General features: G+C 70.0%; 5 protein-coding genes and 1 pseudogene. 4 read left to right on the top strand and 2 right to left on the bottom strand.

The window, feature by feature from the left end:
• A partial coding sequence (locus tag AB0B89_RS34685) for an MFS transporter (protein WP_358561471.1) occupies positions 1–510 on the bottom strand: 510 nt, incomplete at its 3' end.
• Between the two features lie 176 nt (positions 511–686).
• Between AB0B89_RS34685 and AB0B89_RS34680 the strand changes: the two genes are divergently transcribed.
• The 3 genes from AB0B89_RS34680 to AB0B89_RS34670 all read left to right on the top strand — a co-directional run bounded on the left by AB0B89_RS34680 (position 687) and on the right by AB0B89_RS34670 (position 3,886).
• Positions 687–1,232, top strand: coding sequence for a DUF2243 domain-containing protein (locus AB0B89_RS34680; RefSeq protein ID WP_358561469.1), 546 nt, complete (start codon positions 687–689; stop codon positions 1,230–1,232).
• Between the two features lie 2 nt (positions 1,233–1,234).
• Positions 1,235–2,020: a cytochrome c oxidase assembly protein gene (locus AB0B89_RS34675; protein WP_358561467.1), complete on the top strand. Its 786-nt coding sequence runs from the start codon at positions 1,235–1,237 to the stop codon at positions 2,018–2,020.
• 213 nt (positions 2,021–2,233) lie between these two features.
• Positions 2,234–3,886 (top strand): catalase, encoded by a 1,653-nt coding sequence (locus tag AB0B89_RS34670; protein ID WP_358561464.1) that lies wholly within the window; start codon positions 2,234–2,236, stop codon positions 3,884–3,886.
• Positions 3,887–4,020: 134 nt separating this feature from the next.
• On the opposite strand, the gene AB0B89_RS34665 is transcribed toward AB0B89_RS34670, so the two are convergent.
• On the bottom strand, positions 4,021–4,539 hold the full coding sequence (locus AB0B89_RS34665) for an Lrp/AsnC family transcriptional regulator (protein ID WP_358561461.1): 519 nt from the start codon (positions 4,537–4,539) through the stop codon (positions 4,021–4,023).
• 154 nt (positions 4,540–4,693) lie between these two features.
• On the opposite strand from AB0B89_RS34665, the pseudogene AB0B89_RS34660 reads away from it, so the two are divergent.
• A pseudogene (locus AB0B89_RS34660) lies at positions 4,694–5,211 on the top strand (pyruvate dehydrogenase); the annotation flags it as partial.

Raw genomic sequence — 5,211 nt, 5'->3', positions numbered from 1 at the left:
CGGTCCCCACAGGCCCGACAGGTCGCCCGCGAGCATGGGGCCCCCGTCGCTCGCCACCGCGTACGTGCCGTACAGGTGGCCGTTGGCCTTGGTGATCTGGCCGGGCGCCACCAGGCGCGGCACGACCGCGACGTACGCGACCTGGAACAGCATCGAGAAGACGCCCGCGAGCGGCACGACGACGTAGAGCACCCACGTCTGCGGGGAGATCCACCAGGCGAGCGGTATCACCGCGTAGAGAAGGCACCGCGCGACGTCGCACACCAGCAGCAGGGCGCGGCGGTCGACCCGGTCGGTGACGACCCCGGCGAAGATCCCCGTGACGGTCGAGGCGGCCCCGGCGAGCGCGGTGACGACGCCCATCTGGACGACCGAGCCCGTCACGTGCAGGACGAGCAGCGGGAGCGCTACATAGGAGATCGAGTCACCGACGCTGGAGAGGGTCTGCGCGCTCATGAAGACGACGAAGTCGCGGTTCCTCCACAGGGACGGAACGCTCTCCCCGGTCATCCGTCTCCTCCGCGTCGGCCCCCGCGACGACCTTCTCGCGGAGCAGGCCGGTGGAGCAAGACCGCGTTCACTTCTGGCGTGATCACGCTCCGCGCAAGCAGATGATCAAGCCCGGCTTACGCGCCGCCACGCGGGGGGAGGTGACGGACTGGTGATCGCTCCGGGAGGGGGCCATGATGGCGATCGGTTCTGCCGGCGGGGCCGGTGCGGGGCGGGATCTCATGCTGCCGGGCATCGTCCTCGGCGTGGGACTCGGCGGGTTCGTCGACGGGATCCTGCTCCACCAGGTGCTCCAGTGGCATCACATGCTGAGCAGCACCGACAGCGACCACATCGGCGTGCGGTACTACTCGCCCCACACGGTCGGCGGGCTGGAGATGAACACGATGTGGGACGGCTTCTTCCACGTGTTCACCTGGCTCGCGGTGCTCGCGGGCCTCGGCCTGCTGTACTCGCGGGTCACCCACTCGCGCGGCCGGGTCTGGAGATCCCGCGTGCTGTGGGGGTGGGGCCTGGTCGGGTGGGGGCTGTTCAACCTCGTCGAGGGGACCGTGGACCACCACATCCTGGCCATCCACCACGTGCGCACCGACGCGTACCAGACCTGGTGGGACATCGGGTTCCTCGTCCTCGGCGCCCTGCTGGTCGCGGGCGGCGTGCTGCTGAGCCGGGGCGGCACGGTCGTCGACCTGTGCCGGGACCGCTCCGCGCACCAGGCCTGACCATGCACACGCACGAGGCGCACGGCCAGGGAGCCGCCCTCCCCGTCGTAGCCGTCCTGCTCGCGGGCTGTTACGCCGTGCTGGCGGCCCGGCGGCGCGGGGAGTCCAGGGGCTGGAGCCACTGGCGGACGGCGAGCTTCGCCGCCGGCGCGCTGCTCCTGGCGGCGGGGTCGCTGCCGCCGCCGGCCCCGTTCGCCGAGCACGACTTCCGCTGGCACATGCTCCAGCATCTCCTGCTCGGCATGCTGGCGCCGCTCGGCCTGGTCCTCGGCGCCCCGGTGACGCTGGTGCTGCGATCGGCCTCCCCTCGTCAGCGGCGTGCCCTCGCGGCGGTGCTGCGAAGCAGTGCCCTCCACGCCGCCGCGGACCCGTGGGTCGCGCTGGCGCTCAGCGTGGGCGGGCTCGCGGCCTTGTACCTGACCCCGCTGTACCGGGTGACGGCGGGCCATCCGATGCTCCACCACCTGGTCCACGCGCACTTCCTGCTCGCGGGGTGCCTGTTCGCCTGGGTCGTCGCCGGGCCCGACCCGGCGCCGCGCCGCCCCTCGGTGCCGCGCCGGCTGGTCGTGCTCGGCGTCGCGGTCGCGGTGCACGCCACGCTGTCCCAGCTCATGTACGCCGGGATCCTGGTCGACATCCCGGCGCCCACCGCCCAGCTACGGGGCGGCGCCGAGATCATGTACTACGGAGGGGACGTCGCCGAGCTGCTGCTGGCCTTCGCGATGGTCAGCACCTGGCGCCCGGCCCGGCGCGGGCGCGTGGCGTCCCCGCCCGCCTACGCCCCCTGAGCGCCGGTCAGTCCTCGTCGTCGTCCGGGAGCGGGTCAGGGAAGGGTGATCGGGCCGTCGCGAGCTGGTGTTCCAGCGACGACGAGGTGCTGGAAGCGTCGGTGCTGTGACGGTCGTCACCACACCCGTTCTTGACTGAAGCACGGGCTTCGGTGGGGGTGAAAGCGGATAGGGGTTCACGACCGTGACCGTCAGAGGGAGGGAGCCGTCGTCATGACGGACGTGTCGAGCACCGGACCGGAGCCCAGCGACGAGCGACCGGTGCTGACGAACCGGCAGGGCCATCCGATCTACGACAACCAGAACCAGCGGACGGTCGGCGCCCGAGGTCCCGCGACGCTGGAGAACTACCAGTTCCTGGAGAAGATCAGCCACTTCGACCGGGAGCGTATCCCCGAGCGTGTCGTGCACGCGCGCGGCATCACCACATACGGGTTCTTCGAGGCGACCGGCTACCTGGGTGACGAGCCGATCAGCCGCTACACCCGTGCCGCGCCGTTCCGCGAGAAGGGCAAGCGCACCGACGTGGCCGTCCGGTTCTCCACGGTGATCGGCGGAAGGGACTCCTCGGAGTCCGCCCGCGACCCGCGCGGTTTCGCCGTGAAGTTCTACACCGAGGACGGCAACTGGGACCTCGTCGGCAACAACCTCGCGGTGTTCTTCATCAGGGACGCCATCAAGTTCCCCGATGTGATCCACTCGCTCAAGCCGGACCCCGTGACGTTCCACCAGGAACCGAAACGGATCTTCGACTTCATGTCGCAGACGCCGGAGAGCATGCACATGATTATCAACCTGTTCAGCCCCCGGGGCATCCCGTCGGACTACCGCCATATGCAGGGGTTCGGCGTCAACACCTACAAGTGGGTGAACCAGCGCGGGGAGACCCACCTGGTGAAGTACCACTGGATCCCCAAGCAGGGCGTCAGGAGCATGACCGCCGCCGACGCGGCCACCGTCCAGGGACGCGACCTCGGGCACGCCACCAAGGACCTCCAGGACGCGATCGACCGCGGCGACTACCCGGAGTGGGAGCTGCGGGTGCAGATCATGACCGACGACGAGCACCCGGAGCTGGAGTTCGACCCGCTGGACGACACTAAGGTGTGGCCCGAGGACCGGTTCCCGGCGCTGCCCGTCGGGCGGATGGTCCTGAACGGCAACGTCGCCAACATCTTCGCCGAGAACGAGCAGATCTCGTTCGGCACCGGCGTGCTGATCGACGGGCTGGACTTCTCCGACGACAAGATGCTCGTCGGGCGGACGTTCTCCTACAGCGACACCCAGCGCCACCGGGTGGGCCCGAACTACCTGCAGCTACCGGTGAACCGGGCCAAGCACGCCGAGGTCCGCACGAACCAGCGCGACGGGCAGATGACCTACCACGTCGACGGCCAGGGCGAGAACCCGCACGTCAACTACGAGCCCTCCATCACCGGCGGGCTGCGCGAGGGGCGGTACCCCGCGCACGACGAGCAGGGCCCGGTCATCGGGGGGCGGCTGACGCGCAAGCGCATCCCGCGGACCAACGACTACGAGCAGGCGGGCCAGCGCTACCTGCTGATGGAGGAGTGGGAACGCGACGACCTGGTGCTGAACTTCACCACCATGATCGCCGAGTGTGACCGCGCGGTGCAGGAGCGCATGGTCTGGCACTTCCTCATGGCAGAGGACGACCTCGGGCTCCGCGTGGGCGCGGGTCTCGGCATCGGCCCCGAGGACGTCGCGCACCTGGCGCCGCTGCCGGGCCAGGACCTGACCGAAGAGGACAAGAAGAGGCTCTCCAGCCTCGGGAAGAACGGTCCTCGCGACGTGACGGGGCTGACGATGACCCACTGCGTCCACAACGAGAGGTTCGTCCCCTAGCTCGAATCCGGCGTCCCCTGACGCCGGGGCGGCCCGGCGGTGCCCTGCCCCGAGAGGGCCCACAAACCGGCCTTCGGTAGCCGGCCACCGCCGCGCGGGGAATCGGCCTTCAGGGCCGTCGCCGGCCGGGCGGCTTATGTGCGTGTGGCCGGGGCGTTCGTTTGGCCCTCGTCGCCCGAGGCGGTGCGGTGCAGCAGGGGGGTGACCCGGTGGCCGACCAGCGTGCGCATCGCCAGGGCGGTGGTGGTGCGCTCCACGCCGGGGGTGGCGAGGATCCGGCCGGCGACCCGGTAGAGGTCGTCGGCGTCCTTGGCGGCGACCCTCACCAACAGGTCGGCATCCCCTCCGCTGATGCCGAGGACCTCGATGACCTCGGGGATGCCGGCGAGACCGTCCGACACCGCCGCGAGCCTGTGCTGGTCGACCCGCACGGTGATGTACGCCGTCAGGGGGTATCCGAGTACCTCGGGATCGAGACTCCGCTCGAAGGCCGCCAGCACTCCGCGCTCCTCCAGCTTGGCGAGCCTGGCCTGTACCGTGTTGCGCGACAGGCCCACCTGCTCCGCCAGCGCGAGCACGGTGGCCCGCGGGCTCTCGATGAGTGCGAGGAGCAGCCGTGCGTCGACCCGGTCGAGCGTTCCCGAGCTGCGCATACTGCCTCACCTTCCTGGGGTTGCCCCTATAAAACCGTGCATGAAGCTTACTTAATCGGGGTGCTCTTGCGCATACCCGACGTCGTTGGTCAGCATGGCTCAGCAAAGTGCTCAACGGAGCGACGGCTGGCGTCTGCTGGAGAGGCAAGTATCGATGAACCACATGGACCTCGTGGCCTCCTCCGCTCCGGCCGCTCCGGCTGACGACCTCGACGTTCTCCGCGAGATCGAGCAGCGGGTGCTCTGGCTGTCGACCGCGATGGTCGACCACGCCAACCGCGTGCGCCCGAACCCGACGGGGCTCAAGGTCGGCGGGCACCAGGCGTCGAGCGCGTCCATCGTGTCGATCATGACATCGCTGTGGTTCGAGTGTCTCACCGCCGACGACCGGGTGTCGGTGAAGCCTCACGCGTCGCCGGTGCTGCACGCCATCAACTACCTGCTGGGCGAGCTCGACGCGTCGTACCTCACCACGTTGCGCCAGTTGGGCGGACTGCAGAGCTACCCGAGCCGCACCAAGGACCCCGACCCGGCCGACTACTCCACCGGCTCGGTGGGCATCGGGGCGACCGCGCCGATCTGGGGCGCGCTGGCCCGCCGCTACGTCGAGACGCACTTCGGCGGGGCGGGCAGGCATCCCCCACCCCTGCTGGAATGCCTCCGAACCCTCTC

The organism is Sphaerisporangium sp. NPDC049002, assembly GCF_040649355.1.
GTDB lineage: Bacteria > Actinomycetota > Actinomycetes > Streptosporangiales > Streptosporangiaceae > Sphaerisporangium.
This window is presented reverse-complemented; position numbering and strand designations above follow the sequence as displayed.